Raw genomic sequence first — 17349 nt, 5'->3', positions numbered from 1 at the left:
CCTCAGCGCGAGCGGCTAGGGAGATGTGCCCATTATAGGCACGGCGGACGGAGAGCGAGACGGACCGGGAAGAAGAGCTAGCGCTTCTTCTTGCCCTTGGAGGACTGCTCTTCCTCTTCTTCTTGCTCCGCCTGCTCCTCTTGCAGCTCGCGGCCGGCCTCAAGGGCCTCAAGGCCACGGCGGGCGGTGAGGAGCAGCGTGTTCAGCTCCTCTTCGAGCTTGCGAAGGACGTCCACGGCATACTCGTCCGCGCCTTTGATGCGTGTCGTCGCCTGCACCTCCGCTTGCGCGATGAGGTCGGCGGCGTCCTTCTTGGCCTGCGCTCGAATCTCCTCCGCTCGCGTCTTCGCGTCCTTCACCACTTGCGTGTCGGAGACCTTCTCCATGGACTCGCGCTCGGCCGCTTTGCGCACGCCGGTCGCTTCATCCTGGGACTGCTTCACAATGGTGTCGCGGTAGCGGATGATCTGCTGCGCCTCGGCGATGTCCTGCGGCAGCGAGTGGCGGAGCTGGGAAACGAGCTCCTGGATATCCCGCGGATTGATGACGGCGCGCTGGGTCAGCGGGAGCTTCGTCGCGCCCCCGGCGATTGCCTCCAAGCGGTCCAGGATTTCGAAGACCTCCATCCGGTTGCGCAGCTTCGGCTGTTTCGTCGTCATGCCCTGGCTCCTTCCATGCGTCCGCTATCCGCGGTACTTGGACTTGAGTGCGGCGGCGACATGCTTGGGAACGAGCCTGCTCACATCGCCGCCGAGGGAGCAGACTTCCTTCAAAAGGCTTGAGCTAAGGAACTGGTACTCCGTACGAGTCATCATACAGACCACTTCAACTTCTGGGGCGAGATTGTTGTTCATCATCGCCATCTCGAACTCATACTCGAAGTCGGAGATCGCCCGAAGCCCGCGCACAAGGACCGTCGCCTTCATCGTGCGCGCATAGTCAACCGTCAGGCCCTTGTACGGCAGGACGGTGACGTTCGTCAGGCCCTTCACCGCCTCCTTGAACAGCGCGACGCGCTCTTTTGTATCGAAAAGGAGCTTCTTCGGCGGCGCATCGTAGACCGCCACGATCAGCTTGTCAAAAACGGCGGAGGCGCGACGGGCGATATCGAGGTGTCCGAGGGTAACGGGATCGAAACTGCCTGGGTAGACGGCGGTTGTCACTGGGAAGCCATCCTGGTGTAGTAGCTGATGGCGGTATCGCCGTAACGACGTGTCTTATCGAGCGAAAGGCCTGCGGGCGCGGCGGGGGCGCCATCGCGCCAGGCGTGCTCCACCACTACGATGCCGCCTGGGGCCACTAGGCCCCACTCCACCAGGAGGCGTAACGCCTCGGGAGTGTCCTTTGAGCTGTAGGGCGGGTCCATCAGCACCAGGTCGTACGGTCCCTCCAGGATCCCAATGGCCCGGAGGGCGGGCGCGCAGATGACGCGGCTCTGGGATGAGAGCGCAAGCGTTGCGATGTTCTCCTCGATGAGCTTCGCCGTGCGCCGGTCCTGCTCCACGAAGTCGCAATGCCCAGCGCCGCGACTCAACGCCTCGATGCCCAGCGCCCCGGTGCCTGCGTAGAGGTCCAGGACGCGCGCGCCTGGATCAATGCGCGCTTGGAGGGCCGAGAAGATCGCGTTGCGGACGAGGGATGAGGTGGGCCGGAGGCCCGTCTGGCGCAAGGACTTGAGCCGCGCCCCTTTTGCCTGGCCGGTGATGACTCGCACCGAACCCTTGCTCCCTTCCGTAGCGGAGGCACTTCTGAGAATGTATCATGATACTACTGGCATCGCTATCTGGCGTCAAGGGAAGGAGCAGGCTCCGGCGCGCCGTCCAGGCCTGGATACACACGAAATGGAATTCACGAAATATATACGCGATGTGCCCGACTTTCCCAAAAAGGGCATTGTCTTCAAGGACATCACGCCGCTCTTGCAGGACCCCGCCGTTTTCAGCTCGGCCATCCGCGGCTTCGCCCGCCATTACAAGGGGAAGAAGATTGATAGCGTCGTCGCCATCGAAGCGCGCGGCTTCATCATCGGCGCACCCCTGGCGCTCGAGCTCGGCGCGCCCTTCGTGCCGGTGCGGAAAAAAGGAAAGCTGCCGCACAAAACCGCCTCTGTCGAATACGCCTTGGAGTACGGCACCGCCGCTGTGGAGATCCACCGGGATGGCGTTCCTCCGGGTAAGCGCGTTCTCATCGTGGATGACGTCCTGGCCACCGGCGGGACGGCCCTGGCCGCCAAGTCCCTCATCGAACAGCTCGGCGGGCACGTCGCGGGCCTTGCCGTCCTCATCGAGCTCGGCTTTCTTAATGGCCGCGAGAAGCTTGCCGGCGTGGACGTCTTCTCCCTCGTCCGGTATTAGCCGCCTCCTGCCATGTCCTCCCGCAAGAGGCCCCTTCGCACTGTCACCTTCGATCTCTGGGAGACGCTTATCCGCGACTCCATGGAGGTAGGCGCGCCCCGGATGCAGGTCCGCTTGAACGAGACCCTGCGCATCCTTCGCGAATCGGGCCTCGCCTTCTCCTCTGAGGGCATCGCCGAAGCCTACCGTCGCTGCCAGGCCGCATTGAACGACCTCCGTAAGCGCGAAGGCGATGCCCCCTTCGACGAGCAGGTGGACCGGTTCCTCGAGGAGATCGCTCCGGGGCTCCCCGCGCGCCTGCCACGCAGCGCCCGCGAGCAGATCGCCGCGCGCTATGCCGATTCGTACCACGAGCATCCGCCGCGCATTGATGAGCATGCCCTGGCGGCGTTGGAGGGCGTGAGAGCGCGCGGCTATAGCATGGCCCTCATCTGCAACACTGGCTCCACGCCGGGGAAGACCCAGCGCGTCTTCATGGAGCAGGTCGGCCTCGCTCGCTTCTTCGATACCCTCACCTTCTCCGATGAGGAGCGGCTCTCCAAGCCGGCGGCGGCCATCTTCCACCGCACCCTGGAGCGCATCGGCGGCGCGCCCCACGAAGCGGTCCACGTCGGCGATCACCCGCGGAACGACGTCCTCGGCGCCAAGCGCGCAGGGCTCAAGGCTGTCTGGCTCAAGCGAAAAGAGGGGGCCGTTGAGGTCGAACCGGACGCCCAGATCGCCTCCCTCAACCAGCTCCTGGATGCCCTCGACCGGCTGTGGGGGTAGTCTTACGAAGCTCCGTTTCGCCTTGACTCCCGGAGGGCCAGCAGGGTAGAGTGGATATATTCCCCCGCCGATTTGCTCTGTGTGATTGACTTGTTGGGGGGAACCCGTTCAGGCGCGCTGTGCACGGGCGATTAGCTCAGGTGGTTAGAGCACGGTCCTGATAAGACCGGGGTCGGTAGTTCGAGTCTACCATCGCCCACCAGTTCTCCTCCCCCTTCGTACGTGGCGCGGCAACCCTATTGCGCGGGCTGGCGGTACAGGTGCTCAACGACGGTGTCTTGGCGGGCTCGAAACCAGTGCCTAACGGGGCTCTTTCGGAACACCTCTCGCTGTAGCCAGCTGTCCGCACGCCGCGCCTATTTCGATGCCCTTCTCGGCGCGGATAGTCGTGCGCACGCCGTAACGACGGACGATATCCTGGAAGGCAATCTGTCGAGCGCGCGAGGGGCGATAGAAACCACCGGAAGAAGGGTTCACCGGAATCAGATTGACATGGGCGGGCTTGCCCTGCAAAAGACGCCCCACGCGATGGGCGATGTCGTCCGAGTCGTTAACGTCCGCGAGGAGGACGTACTCATAGATGATGTGTCGCCCCGCTTTCTCCGTGTAGGCGTCGCAGGCTGCCAGCAGGTCCGCGAGCGGGTACTTGGCGCTGACAGGCACCAGTTTGCGGCGGAGATCGTCGTTGGGGGCATGCAAGCTCACGGCGAGATTGACCGGGAGGCGCTCTTCAGCCAGGCGCATGATGCCGGGGATGATGCCTGAAGTGGAAAGGGTGAACCGCCGCGGGCCCATGCCGAAGCCGTTGGGGGAGTTCAGGATGGTGATAGCCTTCCAGGTGTTGTCATAGTTGAGGAAGGGCTCGCCCATGCCCATGAAGACGAGGTTGTTGATCGGGTGTTGGCGGGCGAAGTGCAGCACCTGCGCGATGATCTCCCCCGGCGTCAAATTTCGGAAAAGGCCCATCTCGCCCGTGGCGCAGAAGGGACAGCCCACGGCGCAACCGACCTGGCTTGAGACGCAGACCGTCTTGCGCCCGGAACGGTATTCCATCAACACCGTCTCGATGCTGGCGCCGTCATGCAGCTTCATGCGCAGCTTGCGCGTTGTGCCGTCAGCCGAGACCTGCTCGCGACCGAAGCTCGGTACCCCGAAAGCCGCCTCTTCCGCGAGCCGGCGGCGCAGCTCCGAAGGGACCTCCGGCATTTCCTTCCACGAGGTGACCCGCTTACGATAGAGGTTGTGCCAGAGCTGACGCGCCCAATAGGCCTTCCCGCCGTGAGCGACGACGAACGCTTCAAGCTCGCTCTCGTTCAGGTCAAAGAGGGTGATGGGGGCAGTAAGCGTTAGAGGCATGGCGGGCTCCTCCTGACCATTATCACAGAGGGAACTGGATCGAGCGAGCCCGTAACTACTCGCCGCCGCTCCACGCACCCGGTGCCGTTCTTGGTCGCTACGCCACAGGCGCCCTTGTCCTGCGACCGCGTCCTATCAGCAGCAGTGTGCTCTCCGTGGCCGGATGCCTGCGTCCTGGCGCTCTTTCGCCCAGAAAAGGCGCTCAGCCCGGGCTCCCTTCACTCTTCTTGATAGCTTCCTCGCTGCCGGTCCGCGTCCAGGGGAGGCCGCTGGTTGTTCACTCCAGGGGGCGGACCTGCAGTGGAGCGTTCTTCCCTGCCGAACGGCGGCCCCATCTTGACCCGGTACGCATACTAGATGGGCAAAACGCCGCCGCAGGGCGCATTCCGCGTCCCGTGGAACGGTGGTTCAGGGGAGTCTAATGCCGCCTAGAACTCTAGCGATTGATGCCGATGGTCATGTGCTGGAGCCGCCCGACCTCTGGGAGAAGAACCTCCCGCGGAAGTTCAAAGACCAGGCCATGCGCGTCGTCTGGAAGGACGAACACCACCGCGACGAGCTTGAAGCGGAAGGGCGCACCATCCTCCACCGGGGCGTCGTCGGCCTGGGCCTGGCGGGCCGCGCCTTCGAAGACTTCAAGGAGTTCGGCAAGGGGATCCACTACACCTCCCTCACCAAGGCCGGCTTCGAGCCGGGCGCGCGCATCAAAGAGCACGCCAAGCATCGGATAGACGCCGCCGTCCTCTACCCGTCCGTCGGCCTCTTCCTGGAGGCCATCCACAGCCCCCAGCTCGCCGCGGCCCACTGCCGCGTCTACAACGATTGGCTCGCCGACTACTGCCGCTACGACCCAATGCGCCTCATCGGAGTCGCCGCCGTCCCCATGCAGGACGTGGATGAAGCGGTGAAGGAGATCAAGCGCGCCGTGGGCGAGCTCGGCCTACGCGGCGCCTTCGTCAGGCCCAACCCGTGCAACGGGCGCCACCTGGACAGCCGCGACTTCGATCCCCTGTGGGACGCTCTGCAGGAGATGGATGTTCCCCTCGCCCTCCATCCCTCCGACACGCCCGATCTCTGGGTCACGTGCTCCCTCTTCCGCGAGTACAGCCGTCCCATCCACGCCCTGCAACACTCCATGAACTTCTCCTTCGATAACGAGTTCGCCTTCTCCCTCCTCGTCGGCTCGGGCGTCCTTGAGCGCTTCCCCCGCCTCAAGGTAGCCATCCTCGAATCCGGCGGCGGCTGGATACCCCACTGGTTCGACCGCATGGACCACTTCCATGAGGTCTGGCGCTGGACCACCAAGCACCTTTCGTTGAAGCCGAGCGAATACTTCAAGCGGCAGGGCTGCGTCTCATTCGATCCGGACGAGCGCTCCCTTCCGGCCGTTGCTGACATCGTCGGCGGCGACCGCATCATCTGGGCCTCGGACTTCCCGCACCTGGACGTGACCTCCGATTGCATCGGTCGGGATGTGCGCGATAACTTGCGGGCCCTTGCGCCGAAGACCCAGAAGCGCATCCTCAGCGAAAATGCCAAGAGCCTCTACGGCGTCGGGGGCTGACGCGCCATGAAGTTCGTCCGCATGTATACCGGCCCGGATGGGCGCTCCCACTTCGAAGACCTGCCCATGGCCTACGACCCGGCCAAGGACCCGCCTTACGGCATCCCCCTCAAGCCCGTTAGCGGCGCCTTCTTCCGGCGCGGCATCAAGAGCCTCAACAAGTTCCAGCGCGCTCCGCGAAGGCACTACGTCATCACCCTGGCGGGCGAGATCGAGATCGAAGTGGGCAGCGGCGATACCCGGAGGTTCGGGCCCGGCGACGTCCTGCTGGCCGAAGACACCACCGGCGAAGGCCACATTGTGCGCGTCATCGGCGGGGAAGAGCGCGTCGCCCTCTCCCTGCCCATCGTCGGCGAATGACCGCTACCGCATCACCAGCACCGTGCGCACGCCTTCGCCCCGCTCCAGCGAGCGGAAGGCCTCGTTCACCGCTTCCAGGGGAGCCGTCGCCGTCACCAGTTCATCGAGTTTGAGGCGCCCGTCCTGGTAGAGATGCAAGTACCGGGGGAAGTCCCGTAGCGGCCGCGTCGAGCCCGTGGTCGTTCCCGTCAGGGCCCGCTCGCCCAGCAGCGAGCCCGGCGCGATCTGCACCCGAGCCGCCGCGTCCGGCACGATGCCCGCAACCACCGCTGTGCCGCCCGCCCCCAGGCAATCGTACGACTGCTGGATCGTCTCCGGCTTGCCGATCGCCTCAAAGGCATAATCAGCGCCCCGCCCCGTGAGTTCGCGCACGCGCTTCACCACCTGCTCGCTGCCTGCGTTGACCGTCGCCGTCGCCCCGAACGCCAGGGCGCGCTCCAGCTTGTGCGGCAGCATGTCCACCGCGATGATCGTCGCCGCTCCCGCGATGCGCGCACCCTGGATTGCGTTCAGCCCGATGCCCCCGCAGCCGATGACGACAACCGAGCTGCCCGGCTTCACCTGCGCCGTGTTGAGCGCCGCGCCCACCCCCGTGGCTACCGCGCAGCCCAGCAGGCAGGCCTTCTCCAGCGGCGCCTCCTTGGCGATTTTGATGGCGCTGCTGTGATGGACGATGGCATGCCGCGCGAAACCGGGAACAGGGGTCATCTGATAAAGCGGCTGGCCCCGCAGCGTCATGCGCACACCGCCGTCCCACGCATGCCCGGGAGGCCCCTTCCGCTTGGTGCATCGGTACGTCCGGCCCGTCGTGCAGTCGTGGCACTGGCCGCAGTATGGGTGGAAGCTCAGCGCCGCGTGGTCGCCGGGTGAAAGGCCCGTCACCGCCGCGCCGGTTTCCAGCACCACGCCTGCGGCCTCATGCCCCAGAACGATGGGGAACGGCCTGCCGGGCTGCCCGTTCACAACATGGAGGTCGCTGTGGCAGACGCCGCACGCCGCGATCTCGATGAGTACGTCTTCGCCCTTGAGCGGCGGCAGCTCAACCTCTTCGATCGTGAGCGTCGTGTGCGGCTTGTGGAGGACCGCGGCCTGCGTCTTCACAGGGCGACTCTACGGAGACTCCGCTACGCCCCTCGGCTCGCCAGGTGCGTTCGCGCCCGCGGCCGCCCGATCGTGCCGCCCGTCCGCGCGGAGATCACATAATCGTTCAGTTCCGTGACGCGCGCCCCCTTGATATCGGTGGGACGGGCCGCGCCGAGCGCCTCGAGCACCGATCGGCCGGCCAGCTTCCCCGCCTGGAAATAGGGCGGGCTGATGTGCGTCAGCGGCGGCGAAAGGACCGCGTCCACCCATGAGGTCGCCTTGATGGCGATGAGTGAGACATCGTCCGGGCAGCGGCGCCCTTCGGCGTTCAGCGCCAGGAGGACGCTCGCCGTGGCCGTGTCCGACGGGATGATAAGCGCCGTGATGTCCTCCCGCTGGGCGAAGTAGGTCGCTACCCGCGTGAGGGCCGTCTGCTCGGAGGCCTCCGCGATGACGCGCTCGGAGGTCTTGAGCGGCGCCCAGCGGATGGGGCAGTCCTCGGGGCTCACACCGTGGGCCTGCAGCGCGTCCAGGAATCCTTTGTAGCGCTCTTCCTGCGTTGGGTAGTCCTGCACGAACAGCGCGCCGATCTTCCGGTGCCCTAGGGCCAGCAGATGCTCCACGGCAACCTTGACCATGTGGCGCTCGTTCATCACGATGGAGACCTCTCCAGGCCGCGCCGTCGGCCCGCAGGCGATTACCTTGATGCCGTCCTGCAGGAGCGAGGCTCGCAGGGCCTGGGTCTCGTCGGTCATTTCCGTCTGCGTGACGAAGACTACTGCCGCCGGACGCTGTTCCTTCACCTGGCGCAGGTTTGCCGCCAGCTGCTCCTTGGATGTCCAGTCGCAGAGCACTACGACCTGGAAGCGCTTCGCCGCAGCCAGTTCATCCCACACGCCGCTCTGAAGGATCGTCTGCGAGATGTACCGCGGCTCGCTGATCAGGAGCACCACCACGTCGCGCCAGACGCCCGGAGGCCGGAGCGCATATTCGGCGATGATGTTGAGGTCGAGCCCGGCGGCAAGCGCCTCTTCGCGAATGATCTCGCCGAGTTCTTCTGCTGGAACGCCGTTGTCGCGCAAGAACTGGGCAAGCGCTGAAAGCATGTGCGGGCGCAGCGCCGATCGGCCCGTGCACCAGTTGTCTATTGTGTCCTCTGAAACGAAGAGACCCTCCGCGACAGAGGCTCGATTGAGGCCGTGTTTTCGGAGCAGCGCCCCAAGCTTCCGGCTCGTTCGTGCATTCGTCATGACCTACCTCTAAAAGGCAAAAGCGTTACGGACAGGCTGAACGGCCTGCGGTTTACGTGGAAGGGAGCGTAATAATACACGCTTCCTTGGCGTGTAGCAAAAACTGGCAGAAGGGAGGGCTCATCTCCAGCGATGTGGCGGAAAGAGGCACCCAGGCCGCCATCGGTAAGGGAAAATGACCGAAACTGCTCCGGCGGATGGGGTAATTTCTCACTGTCGGATGCCTAGCCTACCCCTGCCCAGAGACAGTGGTTCTCTGCCCGAAAGCTACTGGCAAAAAGCAGGCATAACCTCTTTGGAAAAACGGCACATATGCTCCTGGAGTTCGTCCGCCGTCCGCCAGTTGAAGGAGAGGAGCAGATGGTTCAGCCCCACCGCCTGGTGCTCCCTCACGCCTGCGATGGCATCCTGGGCCGTCAGGTAATCCCGCCGCACCGTCGTCCGCCCGCCCGTCGGGTGCGCGCGGGAGCGCTCGCTTTCCTCGTCCCGCTCGCCCACGATCATCGAATAGCAGAAATCCAGCGCCTCCGGGTCCCGGCCCGCCTCCGCCGTCGCCCGCTTAATCGTCCCGATGTCGGCCCCGATCTCCTTCAGCGTGCCCGACATCGGCATCCAGCCGTCTCCCAGCTCGGCGATCCGCCGTATTACCCGTTCGCCGCTGCCGCCCATCCAGAGCCGCACGTGCGGCTTCTGGTGGCACTTCGGCTCAAAGGCGATGTTACTGAACCGCGCGTACTTCCCCTCAAACGAGGGCCGCTCCTGCGTCCACAGCGCCCGCATCGCGCGAAGGTATTCGTCCGTCATGGCGCCGCGTTCGGCATGGGGCACGCCCAGCGTCCGGAACTCTCCGCGCAGCCACCCGGCACCCACGCCGCAGATGAGCCTCCCCTTGGAGACAACGTCCAGCGTGGAGATCAGCTTCGCCGCTTGGATTGGTGGGCGATAGGGCACGATCATCACCGTGAAGATGATGCGCAGGCGTTCCGTCAGCGTCGCCAGATGCGCGCCCAGCGCGAAGTTGTCATACCACATCGTGCGCGTCGGCAGGCCGTCGCCTTTTTGCGGCATGATGACGTGCTCGGGGAGCGCCACCCCATAGAAACCGAGCCCCTCGGCAAGGCGCGCCACCTCGCCGATCTCGCCGATGTTCTTGAACCGGTCATACGGCGAAAGCGGCGCGATGAATCGCATAGGCGCTTCCTTCGCCATGGCCGTCACGTCCCCTTCTGCTGTATATCGCTAGCCGGCGTGGCGGTGCGTTCGGGAAGGAACAAGTCCGCGAGCGAAATGCGAACGACAGAACTTCGATGACTCGGGAGAAACTGGCGCGCCCGAACGGATTCGAACCGTCGATCTCTTCCGTGACAGGGAAGCATGTTAGGCCGCTACACCACGGGCGCACGGGGACAACACGAGAGAGGGGACAAGGGTCATTCTAGCCGCTCCTCTCTTGAAGTGTCAATGATTTCCTTCTGTGGAGACCCGTGGCGGCAGCGTTTCCTGCGCTGAGCCTCGCGCGTATAATCCGCCCAACGTCCACCGGGAGGCCCCGCCATGGCGAACGACGAGCTCCTTGATTGTCACATCCACTGCTTCCCCTCGCACGAAGACGGGCGCTTCTTCATGGATCGCATGGTGCGCTGGGAACAGCACCCCTGGGTCGGCACTCTCGATCAAGTCGTGGAGATGCACAAGAAGGCCGGCATCAGCCGGGCCAACATCCTCATGTACACGCCCGCCCGTCTCTATTACGAAGATGCCGTCGCCGCCCTGCCCTCCAAGACCAACCGCGATGAGGCCATCGCCAACATCCGCCGGAGCGTCGTCCGCCGCATCGAAGGTAACAACGATTGGTGCGTGAAGCTCATCAAGGAGCACCCGCGTTTCACCTTCTTCTGCGGCGTGGATGTCACCTTCATGTCGGAAGAGGAGATGCTGAAGGGCATCGAACGGTGGGTTGCCGGCGGCGCCAAGGGCGTGAAGATCGTCCCTCAGGGCATGCAAATCTACGGGAACGACCCGCGCCTCCTGCCTCTCTTCGATTACTGCCAGGCCAAGGGCATCCCCGTACTGAGCCAGTCCGGAGGGCGGGCCCCCTCCCTCGGCATCGCCTATGCCGTGACCGATAAGCTCGGTGAAACCCTGCGCAAGTTCCCCAAGCTCAAGTTTATCTTCGCCCACATGGCCCACTTCGATTGGATGCCCAATGGCGGCGCCGATGCCCTGGCCGAAGTCTTCGCTGCCTGCCCCAACACCGTCGCCGATCTCTCACTCCAGTTCGGGCCCATCGCCAATGGCGAGCGCACCCGGGAAGACATGGTCGCCCTCATCCGCCGCCTGGGCGCCCACCGTATCCTCTTCGGCACCAACTTCCCGCTGGCCAGCTCCGCCGAGGCCGCTGAGGTCTACCGCTCCCTGCCCCTGGCCAAGGCCGAGCGGGAACAGATCAGCAGCCAGAACTTCTTGCGGGTTATCGCCCGTAACTAGCAAAAAGAAAGCCCTCCGGCTTCCCGGAGGGCTTTCGTCGTCTGCTGCCGCCTCGGCCTAGTGCTTCAGGTACTTGTCGAACCAGGCGAAGGTCTTCTTCCACGCATCGTCCGATGACGCCTTCTGGAAGCTGGGGCGCTCATCGCACGTGAAGCCGTGGCCCGCGCCTGGGTAGATGTGGTACTCGCTCGTCTTGCCGAGCTTCTTCAGGTTCTCGTAGACCTCCCGCACGTCCGCTGCCGGCGGGTTCTGGTCGTTCTCGCCGTACAGGCCCAGGATGGCCGCGGTGGTCAGCTCGGCATAGTCATGGGGAGAGACCGGGCGGCGCTTGTTCGTCTGCCGGGTGATGAGCCCGCCCGAGTAGTAGCAGGCGGCGGCCTTCACATCGCGGTTCAGACAGGCCGCCAGCCAGGAGAGCGTCCCGCCCATACAGTAGCCCGTCGTGCCGAGCTTCGCGGCGTTGGCGTTCCTCATCCCCTTGATATGGTCAATGACGATGCGCGTATCGGCGTTGCTGTTCGTATCGTACATGGCCTGCATGATAGGCATGATTTTGGGGATTTCGTTGTAGGCCATGACGTTGTTGGGGCCCATGCGGTAGTACATATCCGGGCAGACGGCCAGGTACCCCTCCTGGGCGAAGCGGTCTGTCACATGCTTGATGTGGCCGTTGAGCCCGAAGGCCTCGAAGAAGACGATGACGACGGGATGCTTGCCCGCGGCCTTCGGCTCGGCGATGTACAGCGTCATCGGCGCGCCGTCGCCGGAGATCTGTTCAGTTCGTGTGGCGATTTCCATGACTTCCTCCTTGGCAAAGCGCGATGGCGTCTTCGCCATCGGCGGTAGGTATGGTACACCAGGGACGCAACTGCAACGCCCTCTCTTCGTTGACGAACCGCCGCTTCCCTGAGTACGATGGATGCTAGTCCCCACGCTAGAAAGGCAGTGACTCCTTCGTGAGCATTGACCGGCCCCCGCTCCGGCTCCTCCACACGGCGGACGTCCACATCGGCGATGAGTACGACCCCAAGCGCCGCCTGGCCGCCTTCACCTCCGTCGTCGAAGCGGTCAAGAAGCAGAGCGCGGACGCCTTCCTCATCGCAGGCGATCTCTTCGATAACGCGCGCGTCAAACAGCCGGATATAGATGCCGCGGTGGACCTCCTCGCTCGCCTCTCTATCCCCGTCGTCATCTCCAACGGCAACCATGACGTTCTCGATCAAACATCCATCTACCAGCGCGTTCCCCTTGCCGGCGCAGGCAGCCACATCATCTTCCTCAGCGACCCGGAGGGCCAGCACGCCGTCCTCGAGAAGCTGCGCCTCTCCATCTGGTCCCGCGCCATGGTAGAGCACTCGCCCCAGAACAAGCCCCTGGCCGGCTATAGCCCCGATGTGAGCGGCTCCTGGCGCATCGTCATGGCCCACGGGCACTACGTCCCCGCCGATGAGCGCGTTGACCGCTCGTCCCCAATCCTGGCGACTGAGATCGCCTCCCTCACCTGCGATTACCTGGCCTTAGGCCACTGGCATCGCTACCTGGATGTCAGCAGCGCCGCCACGCCCGCCTACTACCCCGGCTCCCCTGCTGAGGCGGGTGGCTCCTTTGCCAGCGTCAACCTGGTCACGTTGGACCCCGCCTCCGGCGCTTCCGTGGAGCGCATCCCGATCCAGTTCTAACCGTTCTCTTGCGCGCCTGCCCCTTCTCATTCCTGGGGGTTTTCCCTATCCTGGCTTGCGGGGCCGCCTCCTCCCTCTAGGGAGGCTGGAACTGATAGTGTGGAGAGAGCGTATGCTGAGATAGGCCCTCTACCGGCTTGCCCGGAAGGCGGGACTAGAAGCGGAGGAGGGCTATGGCCCTGGCGCTGGAATCGTTTCGCGGCAAGGAAGAGCGGCTGGACTCGGCGGGCTTTCAGCGCCGGTTCGATGCCTCCTTTCGCAACATCGCGAACGTCGTGGTGGCCTCGGAGGCGACGATCCGACTCGCGCTCCTCGGCCTCTTCAGCGGCGGCCACGTACTCCTGGAAGACCGGCCCGGCGTGGGCAAGACCCTGCTGGCCAAGACCCTGGCCCAGTCCATAGAAGGCTCCTTCACCCGCGTACAGTTCACGCCCGATCTTCTGCCCTCGGACATCACCGGCAGCAGCATCTTCAACCCGAAGGAGAATAAGTTCGATTTCATCCTCGGTCCCATCTTCACCAACATTCTCTGGCCGATGAGCTGAATCGCAGCAACCCGCGCACGCAATCGGCCCTGCTGGAGGCCATGGCCGAATACCAGGTGACTGCCGATGGCGTGACGCGGCCTCTCCCCCAGCCATTCATGGTCATCGCCACGCAGAACTCCCTCGATAGCAGCGGGACCTTCCCCCTTCCAGACACGGAGCTCGATCGCTTCCTCGTCCGCATCAGCATCGGCATGCCTACGCCCAAGGACGAGTTGGAGATTCTGCGCCGCGCCGAGCATGAGCAGCCCGTCGTCGAGCCGGTGCTGACCTGCGCCCAGGTACGTGCGATGCAGGCCTTTGTCCGCCAGGCGCAGGTGGCCGTCCCGGTCAAGGAATACCTCATCCGGCTGGCTGGCTTCGTCCGCAGCCACCCGCAGGTGCGGCGCGGCGTCAGCCCGCGCGGCACCGTCGCCCTCCAGCGCGCGGCCCAGGGCTGGGCCGCCATCGGCGGGCGCGACTTCGTCACGCCGGACGATGTGCAGGCCGTCGCGGCAAGCGTCATCGCCCACCGCATCGGCGCAGGCGATGAGGCGAACGGCCACACCCAGGCGGTCGTTCGCGAGGCGCTCGAAAGCGTCCCTGTGCCGCTTTAAGGAGAACGCTGTGACGCGCCGGGGCATCGGTCTCATCGCGGCGGCGGTTATCCTCTTCCTCCTCGCCGATCTCACGCGCACCGGCTGGATCCAATTCGCCGATTCCCTCCTCTGGGCCATCATCGTGCTCGGCGTCGCCTTGCCGCTGCTCGCCCTTCCCGCCCTCGATTTCTCGGTGGTTCTTGAGCCGCCGGTGAAGCGCGAGGGGATGCGAGAAGGCGATGCCGCGGCGGTGAGCCTGCGCATCCGCAATCGGCGGCCCTGGCCCCGCTTTGGACTGCGCGTCACCGTGGAGCTGCAAAGCGCGGGTCGCCCGCCCAAGCCCATCGCCTTCTACGTGCCCTTCGTCGCGCCCGGTGCCGATCTCACCCTGCGTGGGAGCGTTGTCATGAGCGAGCGCGGGCTCTACCGCCTCCAGCAGGCGAAGGTTGAATCGTCTGCCCCTGTGGGCGTTCTCCGCCGCCGTAAGCGTATCCTCGCGGAGGCGCAACTCCTTGTTCTTCCCGCCGCCTACGCCGTCTTCTCCGCCGAGACGAGCCGTCCCGCCGAAGGCACGGTGCTGAAGAACCGGCCGGCGCAAACGGGGGACGATACGGCCGGCTCGCGGCCCTACGTCCCGGGCGATCCCTCCCGCGCACTGCACTGGCGTAACTATGCCCGCACCGGCCGCCTGATGACCAAGGCCTATACGATTTCCGTGGGCGATACGCCGGTGCTTATCATCGCGCCGCCGGGGACGGTGGAAGCCTTCGACGGCGTGGCGAGACTCGCGGCGGGAGCGGTGGAGAGATGGACGCGGCACGGCGAGCGCGTACGGTTGCAGAACGGCGCGGTGGAGCTGCAGCAGAGCCGCGATGAGATGCTGCGCGCCCTTGCGCTGGCCTCCTGGGAGAACGGCGCCCTCGTGGACGAATCGCTACGGTGGCTCGGGCCCAACGCCGCAGCAACGGTGGTCGTCTCCGGCGGCGATGCGGCAAGCCTGCGGCAGATCGCCGCCGCCGCGCCCAGACTGGCCGCCAGGCTGACCGCGCTCGTGCTCGGCGCTCTATCGACACAGGAAAACGAAGAGGCGCGGAGCCTCCTCGCGCGTCTGGGCGTCGCTGTTGCCGTCTATGAGCCACTTCAGCGTGCCGCCACGGATGTTATCGGGCAGGGCGAGAGGCGGGCGGCATGAAATTTTCCTTCAAGACGCTTTTCAACGAAAAGCCTGAAGACTCCGCTGCCCTTCGCTACCTGGCCCTAGGGGCGACGTGGTCCACCGGCTTTGCGCTGGCCGTCGTCGGCGCTTCGGCCTGGGTCGGCGTCGGCGGCCCTGCGCTGGCGACCATCGGCCACTACTGGAGCTGGAAGACGCGCAACCGCAAGCTTGGCCTCTGGCGCGTTGGACTGATGGTCGGCGTCATCATCCTTATGGCCATCATGGCGACGCAGGTGCAAGGAGCCCTCCACGGCAATTGGCTTCCACCCACGGTCGCCCTCGTCCTCGTCCAGTCCATCGCCTCCTTCGATATCCGCACGCGAAGCAACGTCTCCACGAGCTTCCTTGTCAGCGCCATCATCCTCATCCTCGCCAGCCAGCTCGCCTTCACGAGCCTCTTCATCCTGCCGCTCGCCGCCTACTTGGGCCTCCTTTTCGCCTATCTCGCCGCCAGCGCTGCCATTGATGGCCGGAGTGGGACGATCACCGCCCTCGCCTGGTCGCGGCGCTCCCAGGTGATGGCCTGGGCCGGGTGGACCGCCGCCCTCGTCGGCCTCGGCGTCGTCCTCTTCCTCGTCCTGCCCTGGGGCACGGTCCATGTGAAGGCGAACGTCGCCTTTTCCGCCATGCTGCCGGTGACCGGCGATATGAGCGAAGAGGACAAGTTCGGCGAGAGCTCCGAAGAGAGCGGCCAAGGCGCTCAAACGGGTGAGCCGGCGGACGGCGCGGGAGCGAACGCGACGACCGAAGGCCGGGAGGGAACGGCCGCCGGCTCGAGTGCCGCCAACGCCGCGCCTCCCAGGCCGACCGCCGGGAACCCCGCCGCCTCCGATGAGGTGCTGCGCGTGCGCAGTCCTGTGGCGAGCTATTGGCGGACGCGCATCCACGTGACCCAGGACGGCCTAAACTGGTCCGTCCAGAGCGCGCCTGTGGAAGTCTCCTCACAGGGGAGAGTGAACACCTATACGCAGACGGTCTATGTGGCTCAGGGGCAATCTGCCCCGGCGCTGGGCTATGCCCCGGTGGACTGGGCGATGCTCACAGAGAAAGGCGGCGCCGACACTCTGAACAGGGGCGCGATCTACCAGGTGCAGTCGGAGAGACGCTCTTATGATCCGGAGACGCTGCGATTCTACTCGGGGCGCGCCTTTATCAGGAGCCAGCGCGTCTCCCGCCTGCCGCCTAGGATCGCGGCGCTTGCGCGGGAGATCAGCGGCGGCAGCCAGGATGTCCACGAACGCAGTCAGGCCATTACCACCTACCTGAGCCGGAACTTCACCTTGGCTAGGGATGCGCCGAAGGACCGGCCTTCCAAGTCTACGGAAGACTTCCTCTTCGATGGCGCTCGGTCCGGCGGCAGCTTCGATTTCGCAGCCGCCGAAACGCTCCTCGCCCTAGGCGCGGGGTTGGATGCCCGCGTCGCCACGGGCTACCTGCCGGGGCAGTTTGATCCGCTCTCCGGCGCATACATCGTGCGTGAGCGGGACGCCCACGCCTGGGTAGAGATTCGCTACCCAGGCGTGGGCTGGGTGCCCTTCGACCCGAGCCCGTCGCCGGATGTGCAGCGTCGGCAGGCCAAGCCGGGCGCAGGGGCGCAGTTCTTCGGCAAGCTCTTCGATGTCCAGTTTGGCGATGACGTGCGCGGCGATCTCGGAGCCTTTTTCAGCAGCATGACCCTCGGGCGCATCGCCGCCGTTGCCGGAGCCTGCTCCGTCCTCTTCTCCGCCATCGGCCTCTGGTATTTCCTGCAGCGTAAGCGGCGTTTGCGCGTTCGGGAAGCGTCCCATACCCTCCTTCGCGATGCAGAGCGCAAGGAGGTTTTGGAGGCCTGGCGCAGGCTCCAGCGCCACCTGCGCAGGCGCGGCGTCGCGCCCATGGGCCGCGCGGAGACGCTCACCGCCTACGTTACCCGCGCCTCTGCCGCCGCTCCTGATGCGCGCCCCGCGCTCGAAGGCCTGCAGGCGCAGATCGCGCGGGCCGCCTACTCGCCTGCGCCCCTTGGCCCGGGCGAAGGGCGGCAGGCAAAGGCGGCCCTGGCCCGCATCGCTGCTTCCGCATAAGCGCCTCCTATCGCTGAGGCGTTGACTTGGGGAAGGGCCGCACCTATCA

Annotated in this window: 17 protein-coding genes, 2 tRNA genes and 1 pseudogene; 11 read left to right on the top strand and 9 right to left on the bottom strand. The window is 65.3% G+C overall.

What is annotated here, in order from left to right; translation table 11 throughout:
- Positions 1-77 precede the first annotated feature (77 nt).
- The 3 genes from FJ039_00550 to rsmD are packed head-to-tail and all read right to left on the bottom strand — an operon-like array spanning position 78 to position 1714.
- Complete coding sequence (locus FJ039_00550; GenBank protein ID MBM4404663.1) at positions 78-659, bottom strand: hypothetical protein; 582 nt, start codon at positions 657-659, stop codon at positions 78-80.
- A 24-nt stretch (positions 660-683) separates the two neighbouring features.
- Positions 684-1163: a pantetheine-phosphate adenylyltransferase gene (gene coaD / locus FJ039_00545; protein MBM4404662.1), complete on the bottom strand. Its 480-nt coding sequence runs from the start codon at positions 1161-1163 to the stop codon at positions 684-686.
- Positions 1160-1714, bottom strand: a complete 555-nt coding sequence (gene rsmD / locus FJ039_00540) for a 16S rRNA (guanine(966)-N(2))-methyltransferase RsmD (GenBank protein ID MBM4404661.1) — start codon at positions 1712-1714, stop codon at positions 1160-1162. The genes coaD and rsmD overlap by 4 nt, the downstream gene beginning before the upstream one ends.
- 127 nt (positions 1715-1841) lie before the next feature.
- Here rsmD and FJ039_00535 point away from each other — a divergent pair, with 127 nt between their 5' ends.
- From FJ039_00535 to FJ039_00525, 3 genes are all read left to right on the top strand, one after another.
- Complete coding sequence (locus tag FJ039_00535; protein MBM4404660.1) at positions 1842-2354, top strand: adenine phosphoribosyltransferase; 513 nt, start codon at positions 1842-1844, stop codon at positions 2352-2354.
- Between the two features lie 12 nt (positions 2355-2366).
- A complete protein-coding gene (locus FJ039_00530; protein MBM4404659.1) occupies positions 2367-3122 on the top strand; it encodes an HAD family hydrolase in 756 nt (251 codons plus the stop codon).
- 125 nt (positions 3123-3247) lie between these two features.
- Positions 3248-3324 (top strand) — tRNA-Ile (locus FJ039_00525).
- Between the two features lie 98 nt (positions 3325-3422).
- Here the strand turns inward: FJ039_00525 and rlmN are convergent.
- Positions 3423-4478: a 23S rRNA (adenine(2503)-C(2))-methyltransferase RlmN gene (gene rlmN, locus FJ039_00520; protein MBM4404658.1), complete on the bottom strand. Its 1056-nt coding sequence runs from the start codon at positions 4476-4478 to the stop codon at positions 3423-3425.
- 421 nt (positions 4479-4899) lie between these two features.
- Between rlmN and FJ039_00515 the strand changes: the two genes are divergently transcribed.
- Positions 4900-6042, top strand: coding sequence for an amidohydrolase (locus FJ039_00515; GenBank protein MBM4404657.1), 1143 nt, complete (start codon positions 4900-4902; stop codon positions 6040-6042).
- Between the two features lie 6 nt (positions 6043-6048).
- A pseudogene (locus FJ039_00510) lies at positions 6049-6339 on the top strand (hypothetical protein).
- Positions 6340-6405: 66 nt separating this feature from the next.
- Here the strand turns inward: FJ039_00510 and FJ039_00505 are convergent.
- From FJ039_00505 to FJ039_00490, 4 genes are all read right to left on the bottom strand, one after another.
- A complete protein-coding gene (locus FJ039_00505) occupies positions 6406-7503 on the bottom strand; it encodes a Zn-dependent alcohol dehydrogenase (protein ID MBM4404656.1) in 1098 nt (365 codons plus the stop codon).
- Positions 7504-7526: 23 nt separating this feature from the next.
- Complete coding sequence (locus FJ039_00500) at positions 7527-8735, bottom strand: hypothetical protein (protein MBM4404655.1); 1209 nt, start codon at positions 8733-8735, stop codon at positions 7527-7529.
- Positions 8736-9002: 267 nt separating this feature from the next.
- Complete coding sequence (locus FJ039_00495; GenBank protein ID MBM4404654.1) at positions 9003-9953, bottom strand: TIGR03619 family F420-dependent LLM class oxidoreductase; 951 nt, start codon at positions 9951-9953, stop codon at positions 9003-9005.
- A 105-nt stretch (positions 9954-10058) separates the two neighbouring features.
- A tRNA-Asp gene (locus FJ039_00490) sits at positions 10059-10135 on the bottom strand.
- Positions 10136-10289: 154 nt separating this feature from the next.
- Between FJ039_00490 and FJ039_00485 the strand changes: the two genes are divergently transcribed.
- Positions 10290-11222: a hypothetical protein gene (locus FJ039_00485; GenBank protein ID MBM4404653.1), complete on the top strand. Its 933-nt coding sequence runs from the start codon at positions 10290-10292 to the stop codon at positions 11220-11222.
- A gap of 57 nt (positions 11223-11279) precedes the next feature.
- On the opposite strand, the gene FJ039_00480 is transcribed toward FJ039_00485, so the two are convergent.
- Positions 11280-12059: a dienelactone hydrolase family protein gene (locus FJ039_00480; protein ID MBM4404652.1), complete on the bottom strand. Its 780-nt coding sequence runs from the start codon at positions 12057-12059 to the stop codon at positions 11280-11282.
- A 119-nt stretch (positions 12060-12178) separates the two neighbouring features.
- On the opposite strand from FJ039_00480, the gene FJ039_00475 reads away from it, so the two are divergent.
- The 5 genes from FJ039_00475 (at position 12179) to FJ039_00455 (ending at position 17300) form a co-directional block, all read left to right on the top strand.
- Entirely contained in the window at positions 12179-12901 is a 723-nt protein-coding gene (locus FJ039_00475; GenBank protein MBM4404651.1) for a DNA repair exonuclease, read from the top strand.
- 173 nt (positions 12902-13074) lie between these two features.
- Positions 13075-13446, top strand: coding sequence for a hypothetical protein (locus tag FJ039_00470; protein MBM4404650.1), 372 nt, complete (start codon positions 13075-13077; stop codon positions 13444-13446).
- Between the two features lie 41 nt (positions 13447-13487).
- Positions 13488-14042 carry a MoxR family ATPase gene (locus FJ039_00465; protein ID MBM4404649.1) on the top strand — a complete coding sequence of 185 codons (555 nt, stop codon included), beginning with the start codon at positions 13488-13490 and terminating at the stop codon, positions 14040-14042.
- A complete protein-coding gene (locus tag FJ039_00460; protein MBM4404648.1) occupies positions 13924-15216 on the top strand; it encodes a DUF58 domain-containing protein in 1293 nt (430 codons plus the stop codon). The genes FJ039_00465 and FJ039_00460 overlap by 119 nt, the downstream gene beginning before the upstream one ends.
- Positions 15213-17300 (top strand): DUF4129 domain-containing protein, encoded by a 2088-nt coding sequence (locus FJ039_00455; protein MBM4404647.1) that lies wholly within the window; start codon positions 15213-15215, stop codon positions 17298-17300. Before FJ039_00460 ends, FJ039_00455 begins: the two co-directional genes overlap by 4 nt.
- Positions 17301-17349 lie beyond the last annotated feature (49 nt).

The organism is Chloroflexota bacterium, assembly GCA_016875535.1.
Lineage (GTDB): Bacteria > Chloroflexota > Dehalococcoidia > SHYB01 > SHYB01 > VGPF01.
The sequence above is the reverse complement of the archived record's forward strand: the minus strand, read 5'-3'. Positions and strand labels throughout refer to the sequence as shown.

Excerpts from the sequence above, each read along its gene's own strand:
- FJ039_00550 (MBM4404663.1), bottom strand. The coding sequence starts at position 659 with ATGACGACGAAACAGCCGAAGCTGCGCAACCGGATGGAGGTCTTCGAA.
- FJ039_00535 (MBM4404660.1), top strand. The coding sequence starts at position 1,842 with ATGGAATTCACGAAATATATACGCGATGTGCCCGACTTTCCCAAAAAG.
- FJ039_00530 (MBM4404659.1), top strand. The coding sequence starts at position 2,367 with ATGTCCTCCCGCAAGAGGCCCCTTCGCACTGTCACCTTCGATCTCTGG.
- rlmN (MBM4404658.1), bottom strand. The coding sequence starts at position 4,478 with ATGCCTCTAACGCTTACTGCCCCCATCACCCTCTTTGACCTGAACGAG.
- FJ039_00515 (MBM4404657.1), top strand. The coding sequence starts at position 4,900 with ATGCCGCCTAGAACTCTAGCGATTGATGCCGATGGTCATGTGCTGGAG.
- FJ039_00500 (MBM4404655.1), bottom strand. The coding sequence starts at position 8,735 with ATGACGAATGCACGAACGAGCCGGAAGCTTGGGGCGCTGCTCCGAAAA.
- FJ039_00485 (MBM4404653.1), top strand. The coding sequence starts at position 10,290 with ATGGCGAACGACGAGCTCCTTGATTGTCACATCCACTGCTTCCCCTCG.
- FJ039_00480 (MBM4404652.1), bottom strand. The coding sequence starts at position 12,059 with ATGGCGAAGACGCCATCGCGCTTTGCCAAGGAGGAAGTCATGGAAATC.
- FJ039_00470 (MBM4404650.1), top strand. The coding sequence starts at position 13,075 with ATGGCCCTGGCGCTGGAATCGTTTCGCGGCAAGGAAGAGCGGCTGGAC.
- FJ039_00465 (MBM4404649.1), top strand. The coding sequence starts at position 13,488 with ATGGCCGAATACCAGGTGACTGCCGATGGCGTGACGCGGCCTCTCCCC.
- FJ039_00460 (MBM4404648.1), top strand. The coding sequence starts at position 13,924 with ATGTGCAGGCCGTCGCGGCAAGCGTCATCGCCCACCGCATCGGCGCAG.
- FJ039_00455 (MBM4404647.1), top strand. The coding sequence starts at position 15,213 with ATGAAATTTTCCTTCAAGACGCTTTTCAACGAAAAGCCTGAAGACTCC.